The organism is Gimesia maris (genome assembly GCF_008298035.1).
Taxonomy (GTDB): Bacteria; Planctomycetota; Planctomycetia; order Planctomycetales; family Planctomycetaceae; genus Gimesia; species Gimesia maris.
In genome coordinates, this window is the sequence record NZ_CP042910.1 from 6532453 (window position 1) to 6551940 (window position 19488).

The following is a 19488-nucleotide window of genomic DNA, read 5'->3' on the forward strand; positions in this document are numbered from 1 at the left end:
TAGATTGAGAGACACGTTGATTAAATGTGACGCGCTCTAATAAGATGCCTGTTCAGAACCAATGCGTAAGATATCAGGCAACTCTGCCAGATTCAGATTTCCACCGCTGAGAACAGCAACCACTTTCTTGCCTGCAAATCGCGCCGGGTTTTTCAAGACCGCAGCCAGCGCCGCCGCACCGGCTCCTTCTGCCAGATTGTGAGTCTGCTTTAAAATATGGTAAGCGGCAATGCGCATCTCCTCTTCGCTGACCAGCAGAAAGTCATCTAATACTGACTGCATGATTTGCTGTGTGAATTCCGCGCCGGCACGCGTCGCGACCCCTTCTGCCCAGGTTGATGCGGTTGGCGTCGTGATTGCGGTTCCCGCTTTCCAGGACAGTTGATTCGCCGGAGCATTTTCAGCCTGCACGCCAATCACTTCCGTTTGAGGCCGCATGTACCGGGCTACAATTCCCGTTCCACAGACGCCACTCCCCATGCCTACGGGGACCAGGATCACATCCGGGTTGGGAAGCGTGTCGAATATTTCGATCCCCTGCGTGCCTACACCGGCAATCAGCTTTGGTTCATTGGCTGAATGAACGTAGCGCCGTTTACCATCGATCAGTTGCTCTTCGAGATACTGCTTGGCTTCATTGAAGTCTTCTCCCGCCTCAATGATCTCTGCCCCCAGCATACGAATCGCTTCGACTTTATCCGGATTGTTATTGCGGGGAACTACGATCGTACATTTCACTCCATACTTGCGTGCCGCAAATGCCAGTGACTGGCCATGGTTGCCTGTGGAACACCCCATGATTCCTGCCTGCCGTTCTTCTTCAGAAAGAGTACTTACCAGATTGATGCCGCCACGCACTTTGAATGCGCCTACTGGCTGGTGGTTCTCATGCTTCAGAAAAAGCTGTGTTCCGGTCAGTCGGCTCAAACCGGGCCATTCAATCAGCGGAGTCGGCGGCAAAATACTGTGAATACGGGGCAGGGCATCCTGGATATCCTGATAAGTCGGAGCTCGCATAATCAATACCTGAAGCTGGAGTTTGACGAGAAGAACGTTTCACGAAAATTGTGACACATTTCTGCCTTTGAAGTTCGTTAGCTGGCCCCTGATTGTCAAGTAAGTAAAGCCCTGTTTTCAGGTTCTGCCCGGATCGCAGGTTCTTGCATCTGCTCTATACGCCTGCTATGATTTGATTTGAGACCGCTGCCGCTGATACGAACTTCAGCCAGCATTGATGAACCTGCCTGCTGAACTTTGGGAGTTCAGCTACCGTTAACACAATTCGTTACGGACCGGTATCACCAAACAGTTTTCAACGCGTTTGATGTACCAGGAATTCCAAGAAGAAATCCATACCCCTGGTGCTTCTCACGCGTCCTCAACTGAGGGCGATTTAAAATGCCTTGGGTAATACTTCGATCACTGATATGCTGCCTCGCCGTTCTGAGTCTGTGCCTTCCACCCGAAGCGGCTGCTGGCAAAGTGGACTTCAACCGGGATATCAGACCGATTCTCTCCCGAAACTGTTTTCATTGTCACGGCCCTGATGCCACTCACCGCGAAGCAGACCTGCGGCTCGACAGGGAGCAGGGCCTGAAAGCAACAGACGCATCAGCGATAATCCATCCCGGACAACCAGATCAAAGCGTACTGTTTGAGCGAGTTTCCAGCAAGGATCCCGATCTGGTCATGCCCCCCGCAGATTCGGGGAAAAAGCTGAAACCAACTGAAGTCAATCTGATTCGACAATGGATTGCGGAAGGTTCTCCCTGGTCTCAACACTGGTCGTATGTAAAACCACAGCCAGTCAAAACTCCAACCATCAAAGATCAGAGTTGGCCCGTTAACTGGATCGATAACTTCATCCTGTCTCGACTGGAAGCAGAAAATCTGAAGCCCGCCGAGGAGGCCGATAAGGTCACGCTCATCCGTCGGCTGAGTTTCGATCTGACAGGACTGCCACCCACACCGGCAGAAGTAAAACGCTTCGTCGATGATCCCAGTCCTGCTGCCTACGAAAAACTCGTGGATCGACTGCTGGCCTCTCCGCACTATGGCGAGCGGATGGCGATTTACTGGCTGGATCTGGTTCGCTTTGCCGATACGGTCGGTTACCACGGCGATCAGGACCACCACATCTCACCTTACCGGGATTACGTGATAGACGCCTTTAATCAAAACCTGTCTTATGATCAATTCGTCCGGGAGCAACTGGCCGGTGATTTGTTACCGGAACCGACTCTGCAGCAGAAAATAGCAACCGGATACAACCGCGTGCTCCAGACTTCACATGAAGGGGGTGTCCAGCGCAAGGAATATCTGGCGATTTATGCTGCCGACCGAATCCGAAACTTTTCCGCTGTTTTCATGGGTGCCACTATGGGGTGTTGCCAGTGCCACGATCATAAGTACGATCCCTATACCATTAAAGACTTTTATTCGATGGTCTCATTTTTTGCAGATATCGATGAGGACCAGCACTTAAGACGCGGTGCCGACCGAATTCCCACCATCCGTGAACCGGAAATCTTTCTTTATACAGACCAGGAAAATGCACAGATCGCTCAAATCGAATCCAGAATCAGAACTATCGAGATTTCATTGAAATCGACAGAGCAGAAACAGGAAAAGCAGCAACTCAAACAGGAACTGGAGAAGCTGAAAAAATCGCGAGGAGCAATTGATCGCAGTGCGATGAAAACGATGATCACGGTATCAATCAAGCCCCGGGAAATTCGTATTCTCCCTCGCGGCAACTGGCTGGATGAAACAGGCCCCGTCGTACAACCTGCGATCCCCGAATTCCTGGGAACGTTGAAAAGTGATCACGCTCGACTGACTCGTCTGGATCTGGCAGACTGGCTCTCCGATAGACAAGGCTACGGACCTTTGATGGCACGCGTGATGGCGAACCGCTTCTGGTATCTCTTCTTTGGTCGTGGAATTGCTCCTGTACTGGATGATTTTGGCGGACAGGGTGGTCCCCCACATTATCCTGAACTGCTCGATCAACTGGCGATCAAATTCCTGAATGATCAGTGGGATATGAAGCAGATGGTCAAGTTCATCGTCATGAGCCGTGCGTATCGTCAATCATCCATTGAGTCAACCGAACAGAGAACTGCAGACCCTTTTAACCACTGGCTTAATCGACAGGCCCGTTTTCGCCTGCCGGCAGAAATGATTCGCGATAACGCACTCGCCGTGAGTGGATTATTAGTGACGGAGATTGGCGGTCCCAGTGTGAAGCCTTACCAGCCAGCTGGCTATTATCGGCACTTGAATTTTCCCAAACGAAAATATGTGGCAGATACTGATGACCGCCAATGGAGACGTGGACTGTATGTGCATTGGCAACGTCAATTCCTGCATCCGATGCTCAAAGCATTTGATGCCCCGAGTCGAGAAGAATGTACGGCACAACGCCCCCGCTCCAACACACCGATTGCAGCAATGACACTGCTTAACGATCCGACTTTTGTAGAATCCTCCCGGAAATTTGCTGAAGATATTGTCCGAACGGCGGAAAATCAGACTCTGCAAAAATTCAATACGCATTTATTAAAGCAACGTCGCGCCAACCAGAGAAAATGGAGCTGGAGGTTCTGCTGACTTTATTGAATTCCAACCGGACCGCATTTTCTGCAAAGCCCACTTCCGCCAAATCATTGACTCACACCGGACTGGCAACGACAAACTCAAATCTGGATACGATTGAACTGGCAGCGTGGACTGAAGTCGCGCGAGCGCTGTTAAATCTGAATGAAGTGGTGACGAGGAACTGAAACTATGCTGAACTGGAACCAATTTCAAACCGGATTAAATCGTCGGACCTTCCTGAATAATACCGGGGTTGGCCTGGGTGCGGCTGCGCTGGGAAGCCTTCTGAAAAGTGAGAACCTGCTCGCAGCAAAAAAACAGGCTGCAATGGGAGGACTTCCGGGATTACCACATATCGCCCCTAAAGCTAAGCGGGTTATTTTTCTCTGTATGGCTGGCGGTCCGACTCACCTGGAGACATTCGACTACAAACCCAAACTGGCAGAAATGGATGGAAAACCGTTCCCTGAAAGCTTTACCAAAGGGCAGCCAATCGCGCAGCTGCAGGGAAAAGAACTCAAATGCCAGGGGCCTTTAACCAGATTTCGTAAGTATGGACGCAATGGCCAGGAGATCAGTGACTTCCTTCCCTGGACCGCAAAGATTGCTGACGACATTTGCATTATCCGTTCGATGGTAACCGAACAGATTAATCATGACCCTGCGCACACATTTCTCAACACGGGTACCGCAATCAGCGGTCGACCTTCAATGGGTTCCTGGATCACTTACGGTCTGGGGAGCGAAACAGAAGAACTGCCAGGCTTTGTCGTTCTCACCAGTGTCGGAGGACGAAACCCACAACCGATTGCATCGCGACAGTGGGGCACAGGGTTTCTTCCCAGTCGCTACCAGGGCGTCCAGTTCAACTCGACCGGCGATCCAGTAAACTACCTCAAGAATCCGGAAGGCATCAGCAATTCCCAACAGAAACAATTGATTGAAACTATCCAGAAACTGGATCGCTATCGAAATGAACGTGTCACCAATCCGGAAATCGACACTCGAATTGCCGCCTATGAAATGGCCTTCATGATGCAGACCTCGGTCCCCGAACTGATGGATCTTTCCGGGGAAACCAGGCAGACCCTGGAGATGTATGGTGCTGAACCCGGTTCGGGCAGTTATGCGAATAACTGCCTCTTGGCACGGCGACTGGCCGAACGGGGTTCCCGATTTATTCACCTGTATCACCGTGGCTGGGACCACCATGGAGACCTGGTTCGCTACATGAATACCTGTTGCGGATTAACTGATAAACCGACCTGGGCTTTGATCAATGATCTCAAACAACGGGGCATGCTGGACGAAACCCTCGTGATCTGGGGAGGGGAATTTGGCAGAACTCCCATGTTCCAGGGGAAAGGGGGAGCAGGTCGTGACCACCATATTAAGGGTTTTTCCATGTGGATGGCCGGGGGTGGAATAAAAGGTGGAATTACCTATGGCGAAACCGATGAACTGGGCTATAATTCAGTAGAGAATATTGTACACGTTCGTGATCTGCATGCCACGATGCTGCATTTGCTGGGAATCAACCATCATCAATTCAGTGTCGAATTCCAGGGTTTGGATACCAGACTCACGGGTGTCGAAGAAGCACACGTCATCGATCAGATACTGACGTAGCATGGCACTAGAAGTCCCTGAGAAGCGCCCCGATGAACTTTCATCGGGGCGTTTTCTTTTTCTGCTGTATCGGGAACTTGTGCAACTGAAAGAAGTTATACTTTCAGATCTTCTGCAGACTGCTGTAGAGCATCCTGATACTTTTGTCGTACCGGCTCTATGATCTCAGCAATAAACGCATCGACCTGTTCCGGTGCCCGGCCAATATATTTGCGGGCATCGAGCGCACTGTTCAGATCACAGTCCTTGAAAGCGGGGTCTTTCTGCAGACGGTCAATCAGGTCATTCTTTCCGCCTTGCACCTTGACTTCAGCTCCAGCCGCCTGACTGTGAACGCGAATCAGTTCATGCAATTCCTGACGATCACCGCCCGCTTCCACTCCTGCCATGAGAAATTCTTCGGTCGCCATGAAAGGCAGCTCTTCATTCAAATGTTTCTCAATGACTTTCGGATAAACAACCATACCATCCACAATATTACGATACAGAATCAGGACCGCATCGATTGCCAGGAATGACTGAGGCAGTGACAAACGCCGATTCGCACTGTCGTCCAGCGTGCGTTCCATCCACTGCGTTGCTGCAGTATCTTCAGCATTCGCGGTCAGGCTGATCGCAAACCGGGCCAGTGAACACATCCGTTCTGATCGCATCGGGTTGCGCTTGTAAGCCATTGCCGAAGAACCAATCTGGTTCTTCTCGAATGGTTCTTCGAGTTCCTTGCGGCTTTGCAGTATTCGAATATCATTCCCTGCTTTATGAGCGGACTGGCCAATGCCACTTAATGCCGACAAGACCTGAGCATCAACTTTGCGTGAATAGGTTTGCCCCGTGACCGCGTAACGATCAGCGAAACCCATCTTCTCAGTCACACGTCGATCCAGCTCATCCACTTTCGCATGATCACCTTGAAACAGTTGCAGAAAAGTGGCCTGAGTTCCTGTCGTTCCTTTAACACCGCGAAATCGGAGTTTTTCCAGTCGATACTCAATTTCTTCCAGATCCAGAATCAGATCATAGCACCAGAGGGTCGCTCGTTTTCCGACAGTCGTTGGTTGGGCTGGTTGAAGGTGTGTGAATCCCAGACAGGGTAAATCGCGATACTCATTCGCAAACTTCGCCAGATGATCGATTACGGAAACCAGCCTCGCGCGTACATGCTGCAGACTTTCGCGTATCATCACCAGTTCGCTGTTATCGGTCACAAAACAACTGGTGGCCCCCAGGTGGATAATCGCTTTGGCATCAGGACAACGCTCACCGTATGTATGCACGTGTGCCATCACGTCATGTCTTAGATCCTTTTCTGCTTTTGCAGCCAGTTCAAAATCAATATCATCAATGGCGGCTCTCAAAGACTCAACCTGTGCCGCTGTTACAGGCAGTCCCATTTCATGCTGCGATTCCGCCAGCGCCACCCACAGTCTGCGCCAGGTGGAATGTTTCTTCTGTGCCGACCAGATCTGGCTCATTTCCTGAGATGCGTAACGACCAATCAACGGATTTTTATAAATAAGGTGACTCAATTTCTTCTCTTTCTTCAGCACGACAGGTGAAACGCATTTCACACAGAATTAATGACAGTACCTCAGATATGAGATACTAATTATCGGGAATCGGAACAACCTTCATGTTCTCTGCGACATGGATGCCCATGGAGATCTGCTGGCCACTCCATTCGGAGATCACAATCCCGGCTTCGATATTCTTTTCGGTGACCCGTCCCACTGAACCGATCTCCAGACCGGTGCGGGAGAGAAACCGCAAAAATTCCGGTTCCTGATCGGTCACCTGTACGATCCGCAAATTGACTCCGTCTGGACAGGCAGCCAGGGTCGTCAGATTAGGGTAGGCTCGCCGCATCTGTCCATCAATAGAAGGGATAGGATCGCCATGTGGATCGGTTTCAGGAAATCCCAGGTACTCATCGATATGATCCACGAGGAAATCACTCACCGCGTGTTCCATATTTTCCGCTTCCGCATGGATCTGGTCCCAGGAGAGTTTCAACGTTTGAAACAGGAACAGTTCGATCAGTCGATGCCGTCGTAATACACGGATGGCAGAGTGTTTACCTGCGTCCGTTAAACTGGCCCCTTCATACGGGCGATACTCGACCAGCTTAGACTGTTTCAGGGTTTTCAGCATACTGGTAACTGTACCGGGTGCCACATTCATATACCTGGCTAATTCGCCCGTACTGATCCATTCTGACCCGGATTGCAGACTGATCTGCAAAATCGCCTTCAGATAATTCTCAACGGTCAAACTAGTTACGTTCACAAGATTTCCTGCTTCTTCAGACAGATCACTCTGGTCGGATCTAAGTTACCTTGAGCACAAACTGCACAGGACCGGACCAGGACAACATATTCAGCAAGCCAATGCCTGTTTATCCTAGCAACATCGTAATTCACTTGGAATCAATACCACACTCGAAATCAACGGCATTTCGAGATAGCGAAGTGTTCCCTCCCTCTATGTCTAACTTACTCAAGTGATCTTGAGATAAACACTTACTGATATTTAATTCGATCGCATTGAATCATTCCTTTTTTGAAAAAACTGTCAGTTTGAATCATGTCGAATGTTAGAATCTGCCGATTTTAGTGATTATACGGTTTCCTCTCATCCACTCACATTTTCACTTTTCAATATAGTCGTAAGGAAGGCCGGATGGATTGCTGGCACCAGACTGGTATCAGGTTACTGATAATGTTCCTGCTCACAGGAACATTTCAGGGTGCCCATGCGCAAACGGTTGTTCGTGAAATTGGCTTACAGCAAGAACAGGTCCGGCAAACTGCCGTTGTCGGACTGCTGGGCGAATTCAATCGCTGTGCCGCCTACGAGCTCTCAAATCAGGAACTGCGACTCAGTGAGGTTGTCTCGGGAGCAGGTGGTCTGACCCCTGATTTTTCTGGTGTCATCCGTGTGATACGAGGTGGTCGCAGCAGTCAGGATCTGTTCTTTAACCCTGATGTCGACTTTCCGCTCATGCATGGCGATGTCCTGATTGCATTGAAATCGTCAGCGAATGTCATGAATGTCTCATTCAGCACATCGGCTCAGACTGCACAATTGCAGAAGTCATCCAACTCTGAATTAATTCAGATCGCCATTCTCAACCTGCTGGATCGCCCTGTAATATTTGGGGTACGGCCTGAAATGGCAGACCTGGCCGGCATCTTGAAATGCCTGAGACAACCCCTGGAGCAATATGCAAACCTGGCAGAGTCTATCAAAATTATTCCCCCCTATCGCAGCCGGGGTAATTCCGATTTCAAATCGAGAAAACTGACATCCAGATTCACCTCAGGAACAGTCATCGTCTTAAATTCTCCGCAGGTTTTGAACCTGTCCATGGTTCCACACTCCCTGCCAGCTCCACGACGATTGCGCCCCGCACAGAGTACGAATTCGAATCCTTTTCAGGAAACGTCAGCACCTGGAATTCTGGATAAAACCGGTTCTCTCAATGGAGAACAAGCTCCAGAGTTGCAGAAGGTGACGCATCCAGAAGAAGCCTCATCGCCATCTGAAGATGCTTCCCTGAAAGTAGAAACCAATCCGCCGCTGCTGAGAGGACCAATGCTGCAGCAGACTGCCGCCAGCTTAGCAGAGGTACCCAATCCGGTGCATCCTCATTCAGAGGAAGGAAATTCCACTCTTCCGAATGAGAAACCTGATGAGAAGACTCAATTGCAGGCAGATTCTGCTTCAGTTCCTGATCTGGACCTGAAAGCAGCTCCCGCACCTCCTGTGGAATCCATTGACGCCCGTTTCGATGAAGACCTGTCAAAATATGAAGAGACAGATGAGTCAGCTGAATCATCGTTCTGGCCCCCGGGAACTGCTTATATTCTGCTCGCAGGAATTGCGTTTCTGCTCTGGAAATATCTGCATAAAAAACCTCGCAAGCAGGTAAACGCTTCACGGGCGCAAACGGAACGCGACAATGACGCTACAATTATCACTCAATGGGAGAAGCTGCCTCCGCTGCCGGAAAAATCATTGCTGGAACAGATTCTCGAAAACCAGATACCCGTGATTGATGAAACAGCTCAAATACCAACACAGGCTTTCATTTATGGACGTCATCAGTCACGTTCCCTGCGCGTCGACAAAGCAGAGCCAACTCTGAAGGGTCCTCACTTTAACCAGAGGTCCAATCGTGAATCAAAAACTCCGGAGCAACCGGAATTCTCCAGCGCGGGAACAGTCATAGCTCCAGAGAAACCACCTGAAAAGAAACGGAAGCAACCTGCTTTCCGCTTTGACCGTTCACACCAGGACTCTTCAAAGTCGGACGAAGCAAAGCAACCCCCTACTGATTCATCACGTCTGGGACATACCAGCCAGTCAGAGAAGAAGGGACATTACACAATTCTCGACCGAGTGCTGCAGGCAGTACAGGGAGTATTACCTAAATGAGCACTGCACTCCAGATTGACTCAACCTGTCTCCGGACATTACAAAATGATGCGAGTCACAAACTGACACGGCGTTCCATCGAAGCATTGTATACGATCCTGGAAGACAACAGTGAAAACCGATCGATGCTGCAGAAAATTGGTGTCCCGTTTCTCAATTCTGAAGAAACACTGATCATCCCCGGCGAAAACGCCGCTCAGATTTCACGTTTTTCAAAAGTACCGCTTTATCCACTGTTTACGAATGGTGAACTGGTATTGAACGATCCGGTGCACCGTCAGTTGCTCTCAACATTGATTCAGTCTGTACTCCCCAGGGCGAAAGCCGATGGAGAATACTGTGCCTTCATTGTGCCGGGTAATACTCCGCAGTCACCACTTAACAAGTTGACAGCACAACTAATCTCTTTACAGGGGTTTACTCCTTTTGCCACTACAATCACTCTGGCTGCGGGTCTGTCAGCCTTTCCGGCAGCAACCCGCTATTCCGGCTATGTGATCTACCTGGGGCATTCGCATTCCGAAATCGGACTGGTCCACCAGAGCCGAGTCGTCGCACGACATTCGGTACCATTTGGAAGCGAGTGGATGGACGAACAACTGGCACATGCCTGGAAAATGTTTAAGAACGGTCCAGAGGGAAAACCACTGATCGATCCAAAACAGGCAAAGGAGAAACGGCTCAGCCCGCAAATCAGTCTGAGTCCTTATCTATCACATCATTCGGTGGTGACATCCTGGTATGAATCATTACTGGACAGCCTGCTGGATGAATTTGCGACTCAACTGGAAACAATCCAACCCTACATCGCCACGCTGAAACTGTTACCGGTTGTCTGCCTGGGAGATCTCGCACAGACAGCCGGTTTCAACGAACTGCTCAGCCAGAATCTTGTAAACCGCAAAATCCCCTTCAATCAAGGTGAAGTGACCCTGGTTCCGGATGAACAATCTGCTATTACGCGAGGCACTCTTGTCATCGCCGCCATGGAAGAGGAAGCTGCGATGCGGGCAGCTTAATTCTGCTGAACCAGTTCTGCCGTCAGTTGCTCTACGAACTTCAGATAATCAACTTCAAGCGTCTGGATATTGGTTTTAAACGCTTTCTTGAAGTCCTGCTCCCTGGCATCGGCAGAGTATTCCAGCAGAGGATCGCGCTCCGAGACTGATTTCAGATAGCGGGCATAACGGGCAGGCTGAGTCTCCACCAGAAAAAACGTGAGCGCCCAGGCTTCAGCATAAGCATCCAGAGTCGAAGATCGAAACTGTGAATCGTCTCGAATGAAAGTTCGTAGTGATCCCTTCTTTCGTCGGGTACGGGAATAATTCACAAACCAGATCAATCGATCTCGATTGATTCGGGAGAGAGAATTTGTGCTGCCTCCCGTATGAGTCCGCAGCTCATCAGATTCAAAAGTGGTTGCCAGCCCTTCAACGACCCAACGTGGATTTTCACCGATCCGGGTATGCAGTCCGGTATTAAAAGCAACCTGGTGAGTGGCTTCGTGAATCATCGTATCACGCAATGCTTCTGCCATGTTTTTACCACCCGCGGAAACCCGCGCATAGCTCAACTGTGTCTCATTCTGATGCGGATTGGTTTCCTGTAAAGCAGTCGCCGCCCCCTGATCGAACAAAGCGGTTCGATTGGTATGCGGGTGATAATATCCCAGTAAACCCTGGCCGGCGCGGACGCCATCTTTTTTACAATAGTCAAAGAATTGCGCCTGGTCGGGAAAAATGACTGCGACCATCAGAAATTCAGGTGCCTTCACCTGATAGCCACGTAAGGCAAAATAGTGTGAAAACGACTCATAGAGATCTTCAAATACACCGCCATACGCTTTGGCTTTCCCGCGCGGGGCACAAATCAGATAGTGTCGAGTCGCGATAATTTCGTATAGCGGGCCGAATTCGTTCTGCAGCTGCAACTTCATTTTATTTAAGGGAAGCTTTTGAAATTCTGAAGCCACTTTTCGAAAGGATTTGACTTTCTTTAACGAGACTTCCGATAACATCCCCGACTGATCCATCATCCAGCAAACATCATCATTGTGCGCAATCGATTTCCCCACGAACACCGTATTATCGGTTTTCATCTCAATCAGTGAAGGTGGTTTTGCGCAGACAGGCTCGCAAGTCAGCCAGAACAGACTGGCCCCTAACAGGGAGAGCGGAATCAGGCGCAGGCAGGTCAGCATCGGGACGACCTCGAATCGTGTGGCGGGATCTCTGGTTCTTGGAGAAGTTTATCTCTATAGATAGTCTAACCGCCGTTTCAGAGTCCGGCTTCTGAAATCGCTGACAGAGTTCGATCCAGGCGTCGGGTAACAGGAAACGCAGGGAACATAACGGTTATAATCAATAGATTTATCGATGAAGCAGAAACACAGGGTGTTTTCCTGGCACATTGAACAGTTACAATGGACATGTCAGGTGTTTTATTTTACCACGAATTCCTTGGAATCTGAACGGGATCGATTTGTGATACGACTCTTGCAATTTACAGCAATGATGATTGTGACTCTCACGCACAATCATCTGCAAGTATCTGCAGTTGAACCGAATCCGGTTCAGAAACAGACAGACCTGAAACGCCAGGTGGAAACGCTCATCACTCAACTCGACGATAACCAGCGTCGGGTCAGAGAGCAGGCGGAAAGCAAACTGATTGAGTTGGGAACCCCTGTGCTCTCTCTGCTCCCCCCCCCCGAACTTGTGACGACTGCTTCAGTACGCGAAGCTTTAATACGCGTGAAACTCCAGATTGAGAAACAGGCGGCTCTGGATTCATTACACTCATCACTGATTTCTCTCGAAGGGAGTTATTCCCTTAAATCGATCCTGCAGCATATTTCCAGTCAGTCCGGAAACACGTTTGGTCTGCACAAAATAACCGATGAAACACTTAACCGAAAAATTCAGGTGGAATTTGCAAAGACTCCCTTCTGGCAGGCCATCGATGAACTGTGTCAAAAACTGCCTCTCACATATCAGATTGATGGTTCCAGCGACTCAATGCAGTTTCAGCTGAATACTGAAGACAATTCGTCCCGCTCCAGTAAAGATCTAAAGACCTGCTATGATGGCCCCTTCAAAATTACCATTCTGGACATCCAGAATCGTCCCTTGCGAGGAAGTTCAAACAAAGACTTACTGTCTGTGAAATTTCAAGTCGAAGTAGAACCCCGCCTGCGACCGCTGTTTCTCAGCTATGCAGCCAGAGAGATCCATTGCAGTACCAGTCAATCCAAAAAGCTCTCTCCATTTACCCCACAGGCAAACCTGGAACTCCCTTTAGGAGAAGGGGGAAAAAACGTCAATTTCACGATGACGTGGGTCCTCAACAACGAGCAGAAGCATTCGACGTTCAATATCCAGGGAACAATGCAGATGGAACTCGCGGCGGAGACTCTTCCGATCACGTTTGATAATCTACTGGAATCAAAAGGCGCGATTCGCCGACGGGGAAATGTTTCCGTTGAACTCGTCAATGTGGAGCAGAAAAATCTTCTCACCAGTCAGACTTGCAATGTGAGAATCGCTCTAAGTTATGACTATGGCGGCCCTGCATTTGAATCTCACCGCACCTGGATCTATCACAATCGGGCGTACCTGGAAAACCCGGAAGGTCAAAAGTACTGGCTGAACGGCGCTTCGCACACAACGCTGGAAAGCGCGGGTAAGATCGGAGTTTCGTATCAATTCACAGATCTGCCTCTGCGACAGAACAGCCTGCGGTTTACTTATCTCGCTCCCACACTGATCACAGCTGCACCGATCAGTTTTCGTTTCGAGAAACTCAAACTCCCGGCGGACGGTGATAAAAACACACCGTGATTTCCACAACCTGGGAATCCAGATCAGTTTCTTTCAACCACCTGCCTCGCTTCACTCTGGACACGTTCCACCATTCCGAACAATCCATTTTTGCGCTGCGAGCTCAAATACTTATCCAGTTGAAGATGTGAAAAATACTGTCTGACATCTGTCTTCAAGATCTGTTTTGGTGTTTTATCGTTATAGATTGCCAGCAGGACTGCAATCAGCCCTTTCACAATCAACGCATCACTGTCTGCATTAATATGCAGCACATTCTCCCCATCTGCGTTCTTAAGTTCTGTTGTCAGCCAGACCATACTCTGACACCCATGGACCCGATTTTCTTCGGTCTTTTCAGACTCGGGCATGGCAGGAAGTTCAAATCCGAGGTCGATCAGAAAGTCACAGCGTTCTTCCCAGTCATTTAGGAATTCAAACTCCTCGATCAATTCGTCAATGGTAATCATGTTCTGAGTTTTATCTGCTGTTTGAGAGTTTTGTTTCGAGGACATGTCAGTTTCATTTTATAGAGCAGGTAATTTATTTCGAGAGGCCGAACAGATATTTCAGTCTCCAGCTCTATTATAGTATTTCTAAGGGGGGTCTTGAAGGTTTTTCAATCAGGGTACGCGCAATTTCAATGGCAGTATTTTCTGCGACTTTCAGCAGATACTGTTGAGATTCAAGCCCTTCAGTCAACAATTCCGAAATATTGCCCGAGTCCGATTTTTCCCGAATCTCTGCATTCATGGGGATTTCACCTAAACAGGGAATCTGCAGTTCTTTACCCTTCTCCTGCGCTCCCCCGCGTCCAAAAACATCTCCCGACATATTTTCGACGATACCCAGCACGGGAATTTTCACCTGTCGAAACATCTGGACAGCTTTGACAGCATCCAGTAAGGCAACCTTCTGAGGAGAACAGACCACGACAGCACCTGCCAGATCGATTAACTGCGACAGTGTGAGTGAGACATCTCCTGTGCCCGGTGGCATGTCAATAATCAGATAATCCAGTTCTCCCCACTCAGTATCCTGCAGGAATTGTGTAATCGCCTTATGCAACATCGGTCCGCGCCAGATCACTGCCTGATCGGGTTCCACAAAGAATGCCATCGACATCACTTTAAGTCCTCTGGCTTCAACCGGAACAATGCGGGTGACTGCCTGCCCGTCTTTATTTTGAAATTCCTGCGCAACAGGTTTTTCACTGGTCCCTACCAGATGCGGAATACTGGGACCATAGACATCAGCATCGACCAGTCCCACGCGGGCACCAAACTGCTGTAATGCATAAGCCAGACTTGCTGCGACAGTGCTCTTGCCAACACCACCTTTGCCGGCGCCAACAGCAATGATATTTTTCACATTGAGCCCGATACGTCCACCCGACTGCTTGCCGCGAATGTTCGCACTGTATTTGATGCTGATATCCTGACAATCGGGAAACGCCTGCTGGATTGTCGTTTGAATCAACTTTGAAAGTTCAGACTCTTTCGGATACGAAGGAACCGGCAGTTCAATCTCAACCGATACCCGAGATGAATCATCTGCAATCGCTGATTTTATAAATCCGGAGACAGACAGAGGTTTTTCGAAAACGGGATCAACAACAGAAGAGAGACAACTCTTGAGATTCGTTTCATTCAGTTCAGCATTCGCCATCAGCTTTTTCTGCTTTCCTTGTATTTTATCAGTATCTGTTGAACGGGTGGTCGGAACGTTTTGGTGTTCTTCTGAGAATCTGACTCTGCTGTCTGAAACGCCGACCAGGTACGAATCAGGTTTTTAATCGGGTCACTGTTCAATCTGCAAGGGAGCTGACAGTTCTGGCTTCTGCAGATCAAAATGCCAGCGGCAGATTTTCGCGATTCGCTCTGGTTCCAGACTTCCAAGTTGTAAATGAAAGACTCCCAGTTCCCGCAAGGCCCATTCCAGATTCAACTTTGGATCTTCGGAGAATATGATCACCGGAAAAGAACCACGCGATCCCATAAACCTTTGTAAAAACTGCAGACAGATCTGCTTGCCTATGCTTAAATCAAGTATGACCAGAAATTCTTCCGAATTCTCCCGCAGAACGAACTGAAATAAATCGAGCTCGGCAGAAAACCCGCGAATCTGCCAGTCAACTTCACCTTCAAACTGCCATTGAAGCTCAGATACAATGTGTGCCCGCTCCTCTAGAACAAACACTTTTTTCATAAAGCCCCCATCACATTGAACAAAAGGCCAGATCAACTTCCGCAGCGGATCGCAGACTGCCAGTCTATAACACAATCGTATACACCCCCGCTTTGATTACAACTCATATACAGCCTCTGGATTCGTCGGCTGTAGTATTTTTTCCAGAATATGACGTGACGCTTCTCAATGTTCTCAAATGCAGACAGGCAAATATACATACAAACACTCTTCTTCAGAACGAGTTACAATCCGAACCCGCTCACCTTTGACAGTACTTAAACCAAGGCCGTCATAATCGATACAAGCGTATTTTCAGGACCCACTTTGCATGCAGAGTAGACAATTTCATGTTTCTTCAAGGACTCTCTGAGGAATCTGGCCGAAAAAATATTCAGGTTTACCTTTTTAATTACGTGAGGCTATGGACTCCCAGGTTGATCGGAAAACCTCATCTGAATCAACCGTGATTGAGTACCTCACGACCGTCCACGAAGCGAATCCTTGGAGATTGCCTAAATGAAATTGTTAAGTTATGTTGCCGCTTTAGCGGTTGTTTGTTGTGCTGGTGTTAATGCTGAAGCTGCTGGCTTCCTGGGTAAAGGATGCTGTGCTCCTGCCCCTAAACCAACATGCTGTGCCCCAGCTCCTAAAACCTGCTGTGCTCCAGCTCCTAAGTGCTGTGCCCCAGCACCAAAGACCTGCTGTGCTCCAGCTCCAAAGACCTGCTGTGCACCAGCTCCTAAAACTTGCTGTGCTCCAGCTCCCAAGTCTTGCTGCAACTCTTGTGACTCATGCTGTGGTCACAAGAAGCTCTTCAACGGAGGTTTCCTGCGAGGATGTAAAGACCGTTGCGGTAAAATGTTCAATCGTTGCAAAGACCGTTGCTGCAAAGTAAAGGTTAAGTGCTGCAAAGTTAAGAAAAGCTGCTGTGCACCAGCTCCAACCTGCTGTGCTCCAGCTCCTAAACCAACTTGCTGTGCTCCAGCTCCCAAGTCTTGCTGCAACTAGTTAGATTTGAGGGTTTCTGTAATCTCGACACTACGAGATTGGCCTATCAGGTCCGAAGGGCAGCTTCAAAAATCGTGAACGTCAAGTCCGAGGGAAATTATTCCCTCGGACGGACTTCACCAGACGATTTAAATTGAAGCCTGGCTTTCAAGTTCAGAAATCTAAACGATCTGATCATTTGAGCTGACAATTGAGAATATTTAAAAATGGTGTCTCTCTTCCTGAGAAACATCATTTTTTTTATATACTGCCTTCTGATAATTCACAGCATTTTCCTCTCCTTTTAATTTCAGCAACAACTTTCTAAACTTGAAATTCAGAAGTTTAGTGAATGGTTCCTTTTCTCAATCAATTCTCCATCCAGCTGCCAGTATCAAAATGAAAATCGAAGACCTGCTGAAACGCTATCAATGGGAGCAGATTCCCAATACCAATGGACGGTTTACACTCAGTCAGGCAGAGCCTTCCCGAACCATCACAGAACTGCTTGGTTCGGCAGAGATTGAAATTAAACAGTATCCTTCAGCACATCAGCAGGAACTGATCTTTGTCGTGGAACTCGAAGATGGCGGACTGATTTCCTACCAGCGAAAAGATGCTTCATTTATCCATACTTTAAACTCACAAAACATGTTTAAACGCAAGCAATGGGAACTCGGGATCATCTCCTACAGTCCTCGAGGAGTGCCTGACGATACCAGTCAAGAATCCTGATGTTCACTGGATCCCCTTCATTTCTCAGATAAGCCAGATCAGGTCTGACTGCATTGATTTCTGTAAAGAGAGCATTTTTTTCTAGAATTTTTATGGTTTTCAGATAAAACTTGTCTAGGATGTTCTTGGGCAACCTCATTCCAATCCATTCTCATTTCGTTGATAAGTTCCTTTCATATGTACTTAGCGATGAGGAGTAAGGTGTGCCTAAAGCGATCTGGAATGAGGCAATACTGGTAGATTCTGACAATACCGTCATCGTTGACGGAGATGTGTACTTTCCACTCGAGTCCGTTAACAGCAACTTTCTTAAGAAAAGCTCATCGACTTCTATCAGTCCCCAGAAAGGCAAAGCATTCTTCTACGATGTGGTTGTAGATGACAAAATCAATCGTGATGCCGCGTGGTACTATCTTGATCCACTCAAAGAGTATGGAGAGCTCAAAAATCGAATCGCCTTCTGGAAAGGCGTCGAACTCTATAGAGATTCCTGAACGGAAAGACCGGATTGGCTACTGACTATACCAGCCGATCAGTTTATTGATATCTTGAGAACGAGACAGGTTTTTGACCCTGCTCCGAAAATGCGGCAGTCCAAATACGGGTGAGTAGCCGTGATGATGATCGGCAATCGCCATTGCTTCATTCACATCTTCCGGTTTCAAGTTCGCTCTACCCTCTCCCGCGGCAATCCAGCGCGCCATCCACATGATTGCGGGAAACATTAACGCCAGGTGATTAAATCCTTCTGCGAAAGGAATATCATAGTAAGCTGCTCCCAGAAAATGCAGACCTTCGATCTTCACCCGATAATATCGTAAAAACAATTTTTCGCTTTCTGATGGTAATCCACCAAAAGGCTGCTCCACCAGCGCGAAAGGAACCGGCGAAAACCGTTCCTGTAGACTGGGAATCCGTCCTGTTCCCAGTGTGAATTTCAACGCAGACTGCAGCAATGCAATGCGTCGTCCCAGCCCACGAGAGGATTCCGCATACGTGTCTTTTCGGGCGTATTGAGCTACCAGTAGTCGAAACTGAATCCCACCCAGTCGACTGGGGACCACCGGCTCCAATTTCAGATCGGCAGGGTATTCCTGCAGAATAGCCTGAAAAATCAACTCCAGAAACTCTTCCAGTCGCTCCCCCCGAATCGTTTCGAATCGAGAAGATTCGATCAGTTCCACAAAGCCGATCGCGCGCAGCAGACAAATCTCAAACGGTGTCTCTTTTGATTGAAAAAACTGATTTAATTTTGACACGACTTTCAGAGTATCAGGCCAGCTCACCGTTTCCCGGGAGTTCAACCCCGGCGCAGGAGGAGTTTTGCGACGTTTCGGAAGTACCTGGTCTACAATCTTCCGAATGGCAGGTTCCTGCTGATCAACACGTTCGCCCAGATTCGAAACGACTGAAGGGCAACTGAATCGCAGACTGACAGCTACATCATTGCCCGCCGGATGAAACGCATATGGATAGACCTGACAGGCCAGTGGTTTGGCGGGTTCTCCAAACTTCGCATGTATACGACACAGTCCCTGTTCATTCAGAAATACACAGGAACCATCTGCCTGGTGAGCGAGTCGATACCGCTTGCTTGTCGGAGACAGACCCAGCTTTTCAATCACTGGCTTGCCCGCGGGGATCGATTCGTCCAGATCCCAGCGCTGCTTTTCAATTCGTTCTTTTTCTTCAACCGTGATCTCAATTTCATGTTGTTTGCAGCAACCACCACAGTTATGGCAGTTCCAGTTCTGGATCACAGGCAGCTTCAAGCGGGGCGACGGCATACGTACTCTTTAATCAGTGACGGATTCTGTTCTAATTCTCTCGGTTCTATTGTAAAGATTACAAAAACCAAACGCAAAGTAGGCTGGAACGCGGATTTTCTTCCCAACTTTTCCAGAGGACGAATCAGAATCGCGGTTTCGGTATAGACACATATTCAAGATTCCCTAAAATCCCGCTCGCTTACTGGAAACGAGACCGTTTTTGTTGTTGTCTCCCCGCAGAGACGATTCACATCAATCCCCGCTGAATGTGATGCAAAAACTCCCGAAATCCTGTTTTCAGCAGGCATCCCGTCCATAGATTTTTC

At 48.7% G+C, this 19488-nt stretch carries 16 protein-coding genes; 8 read left to right on the forward strand and 8 right to left on the reverse strand.

What is annotated here, in order from left to right:
- Positions 1–36: 36 nt before the first annotated feature.
- Complete coding sequence (locus GmarT_RS24350) at positions 37–1017, reverse strand: threonine ammonia-lyase (RefSeq protein WP_002647138.1); 981 nt, start codon at positions 1015–1017, stop codon at positions 37–39.
- Positions 1018–1398: 381 nt separating this feature from the next.
- Between GmarT_RS24350 and GmarT_RS24355 the strand changes: the two genes are divergently transcribed.
- From GmarT_RS24355 to GmarT_RS24360, 3 genes are read left to right on the forward strand one after another with little or no spacing between them, the layout of a single operon-like run.
- Positions 1399–3612 carry a PSD1 and planctomycete cytochrome C domain-containing protein gene (locus tag GmarT_RS24355; protein ID WP_198139423.1) on the forward strand — a complete coding sequence of 738 codons (2214 nt, stop codon included), beginning with the start codon at positions 1399–1401 and terminating at the stop codon, positions 3610–3612.
- The gene (locus tag GmarT_RS29760) at positions 3591–3785 is read left to right on the forward strand and encodes a hypothetical protein (RefSeq protein ID WP_002647136.1); all 195 of its coding nucleotides are present in this window, start codon (positions 3591–3593) and stop codon (positions 3783–3785) included. Before GmarT_RS24355 ends, GmarT_RS29760 begins: the two co-directional genes overlap by 22 nt.
- Positions 3786–3789: 4 nt before the next feature.
- Positions 3790–5229, forward strand: coding sequence for a DUF1501 domain-containing protein (locus GmarT_RS24360; protein ID WP_002647135.1), 1440 nt, complete (start codon positions 3790–3792; stop codon positions 5227–5229).
- Between the two features lie 95 nt (positions 5230–5324).
- Here the strand turns inward: GmarT_RS24360 and purB are convergent, their stop codons facing one another.
- Positions 5325–6755 (reverse strand): adenylosuccinate lyase, encoded by a 1431-nt coding sequence (purB, locus tag GmarT_RS24365; RefSeq protein WP_044238538.1) that lies wholly within the window; start codon positions 6753–6755, stop codon positions 5325–5327.
- Positions 6756–6831: 76 nt separating this feature from the next.
- Complete coding sequence (locus GmarT_RS24370; protein WP_044238478.1) at positions 6832–7512, reverse strand: metal-dependent transcriptional regulator; 681 nt, start codon at positions 7510–7512, stop codon at positions 6832–6834.
- 432 nt (positions 7513–7944) lie between these two features.
- On the opposite strand from GmarT_RS24370, the gene GmarT_RS24375 reads away from it, so the two are divergent.
- Positions 7945–9663, forward strand: coding sequence for a hypothetical protein (locus GmarT_RS24375; protein WP_002647132.1), 1719 nt, complete (start codon positions 7945–7947; stop codon positions 9661–9663).
- Positions 9660–10682: a disk-shape morphogenesis protein volactin gene (locus tag GmarT_RS24380; RefSeq protein ID WP_002647131.1), complete on the forward strand. Its 1023-nt coding sequence runs from the start codon at positions 9660–9662 to the stop codon at positions 10680–10682. The genes GmarT_RS24375 and GmarT_RS24380 overlap by 4 nt, the downstream gene beginning before the upstream one ends.
- Here the strand turns inward: GmarT_RS24380 and GmarT_RS24385 are convergent.
- Positions 10679–11863 carry a DUF1570 domain-containing protein gene (locus tag GmarT_RS24385; RefSeq protein WP_002647130.1) on the reverse strand — a complete coding sequence of 395 codons (1185 nt, stop codon included), beginning with the start codon at positions 11861–11863 and terminating at the stop codon, positions 10679–10681. The two genes, GmarT_RS24380 and GmarT_RS24385, sit on opposite strands and share 4 nt — an antisense overlap.
- Positions 11864–12146: 283 nt before the next feature.
- Here GmarT_RS24385 and GmarT_RS24390 point away from each other — a divergent pair, with 283 nt between their 5' ends.
- Positions 12147–13502, forward strand: a complete 1356-nt coding sequence (locus GmarT_RS24390; protein ID WP_149303367.1) for a hypothetical protein — start codon at positions 12147–12149, stop codon at positions 13500–13502.
- 23 nt (positions 13503–13525) lie between these two features.
- On the opposite strand, the gene GmarT_RS24395 is transcribed toward GmarT_RS24390, so the two are convergent.
- The 3 genes from GmarT_RS24395 to GmarT_RS24405 form a co-directional block, all read right to left on the reverse strand.
- Positions 13526–13996 (reverse strand): SufE family protein, encoded by a 471-nt coding sequence (locus GmarT_RS24395; RefSeq protein ID WP_002647128.1) that lies wholly within the window; start codon positions 13994–13996, stop codon positions 13526–13528.
- A gap of 70 nt (positions 13997–14066) precedes the next feature.
- Complete coding sequence (locus GmarT_RS24400) at positions 14067–15149, reverse strand: Mrp/NBP35 family ATP-binding protein (RefSeq protein ID WP_002647127.1); 1083 nt, start codon at positions 15147–15149, stop codon at positions 14067–14069.
- A 132-nt stretch (positions 15150–15281) separates the two neighbouring features.
- Positions 15282–15689, reverse strand: a complete 408-nt coding sequence (locus tag GmarT_RS24405) for a hypothetical protein (protein ID WP_002647125.1) — start codon at positions 15687–15689, stop codon at positions 15282–15284.
- A gap of 1317 nt (positions 15690–17006) precedes the next feature.
- Between GmarT_RS24405 and GmarT_RS24415 the strand changes: the two genes are divergently transcribed.
- The gene (locus tag GmarT_RS24415) at positions 17007–17393 is read left to right on the forward strand and encodes a hypothetical protein (protein ID WP_002647122.1); all 387 of its coding nucleotides are present in this window, start codon (positions 17007–17009) and stop codon (positions 17391–17393) included.
- A 203-nt stretch (positions 17394–17596) separates the two neighbouring features.
- Positions 17597–17887 (forward strand): DUF427 domain-containing protein, encoded by a 291-nt coding sequence (locus tag GmarT_RS24420; protein ID WP_002647121.1) that lies wholly within the window; start codon positions 17597–17599, stop codon positions 17885–17887.
- 18 nt (positions 17888–17905) lie between these two features.
- Here GmarT_RS24420 and GmarT_RS24425 read toward each other — a convergent pair whose 3' ends face one another.
- A complete protein-coding gene (locus GmarT_RS24425) occupies positions 17906–19180 on the reverse strand; it encodes a YkgJ family cysteine cluster protein (protein WP_002647120.1) in 1275 nt (424 codons plus the stop codon).
- Positions 19181–19488 lie beyond the last annotated feature (308 nt).

What these genes read in the sequence shown, in the direction of transcription:
- GmarT_RS29760 (WP_002647136.1), top strand. Translation starts at nt 3,591, where the DNA reads ATGGAGCTGGAGGTTCTGCTGACTTTATTGAATTCCAACCGGACCGCA.
- GmarT_RS24360 (WP_002647135.1), top strand. Translation starts at nt 3,790, where the DNA reads ATGCTGAACTGGAACCAATTTCAAACCGGATTAAATCGTCGGACCTTC.
- GmarT_RS24400 (WP_002647127.1), bottom strand. Translation starts at nt 15,149, where the DNA reads ATGGCGAATGCTGAACTGAATGAAACGAATCTCAAGAGTTGTCTCTCT.
- GmarT_RS24355 (WP_198139423.1), top strand. Translation starts at nt 1,399, where the DNA reads ATGCCTTGGGTAATACTTCGATCACTGATATGCTGCCTCGCCGTTCTG.
- GmarT_RS24425 (WP_002647120.1), bottom strand. Translation starts at nt 19,180, where the DNA reads ATGCCGTCGCCCCGCTTGAAGCTGCCTGTGATCCAGAACTGGAACTGC.
- GmarT_RS24385 (WP_002647130.1), bottom strand. Translation starts at nt 11,863, where the DNA reads ATGCTGACCTGCCTGCGCCTGATTCCGCTCTCCCTGTTAGGGGCCAGT.
- GmarT_RS24405 (WP_002647125.1), bottom strand. Translation starts at nt 15,689, where the DNA reads ATGAAAAAAGTGTTTGTTCTAGAGGAGCGGGCACACATTGTATCTGAG.
- GmarT_RS24380 (WP_002647131.1), top strand. Translation starts at nt 9,660, where the DNA reads ATGAGCACTGCACTCCAGATTGACTCAACCTGTCTCCGGACATTACAA.
- GmarT_RS24350 (WP_002647138.1), bottom strand. Translation starts at nt 1,017, where the DNA reads ATGCGAGCTCCGACTTATCAGGATATCCAGGATGCCCTGCCCCGTATT.
- GmarT_RS24375 (WP_002647132.1), top strand. Translation starts at nt 7,945, where the DNA reads ATGTTCCTGCTCACAGGAACATTTCAGGGTGCCCATGCGCAAACGGTT.
- GmarT_RS24395 (WP_002647128.1), bottom strand. Translation starts at nt 13,996, where the DNA reads ATGTCCTCGAAACAAAACTCTCAAACAGCAGATAAAACTCAGAACATG.